This is a genomic window from Herbaspirillum lusitanum P6-12, from assembly GCF_000256565.1.
GTDB lineage: Bacteria > Pseudomonadota > Gammaproteobacteria > Burkholderiales > Burkholderiaceae_D > Herbaspirillum > Herbaspirillum lusitanum.
The window spans coordinates 1-369 of the sequence record NZ_AJHH01000074.1 but is presented as its reverse complement, the minus strand read 5'-3'; the positions used below and the strand labels follow the sequence as shown (position 1 = coordinate 369).

1 pseudogene is annotated in these 369 nt (G+C 59.6%); it reads right to left on the bottom strand.

The annotated features are described in order from the left end of the window. Positions 1 to 182: pseudogene (locus tag HLUSI_RS26660) on the bottom strand (dihydroxyacetone kinase subunit DhaK); the annotation flags it as partial. Positions 183 to 369 lie beyond the last annotated feature (187 nt).

The following is a 369-nucleotide window of genomic DNA, read 5'->3' as shown; positions in this document are numbered from 1 at the left end:
GTTTCATGGCCGGCGCCGCCGCCCGAAATCAATGCCACTTCGCCGCGTCCCGCCGCCTGCGCCGCATCGGCCCGCACCACGATGGTCTTGCCTTGCAACAGCGCCAGATGGGGATTGAGCGCGACCAGGCCGTTGAGCATGTCGGGCACTACTTGCGAAACGTCGTTGATGAGCTTTTTCATGGGTCTCCAGTCGATGAAAGTGGGACGGCTGTTCTTGTTTTTTGCTCGCCGTGCATGCAGGGAATTTTATGCGATTCGGCGCTTGAAGGCCTGGTTGAACGCAGCCTCCGATTCCCGGTCGACGACTGTGGCGATCAATGCCAGTCGGCGGCAATGACGAACACCCATAAAAAAACCGAAGCCGCGG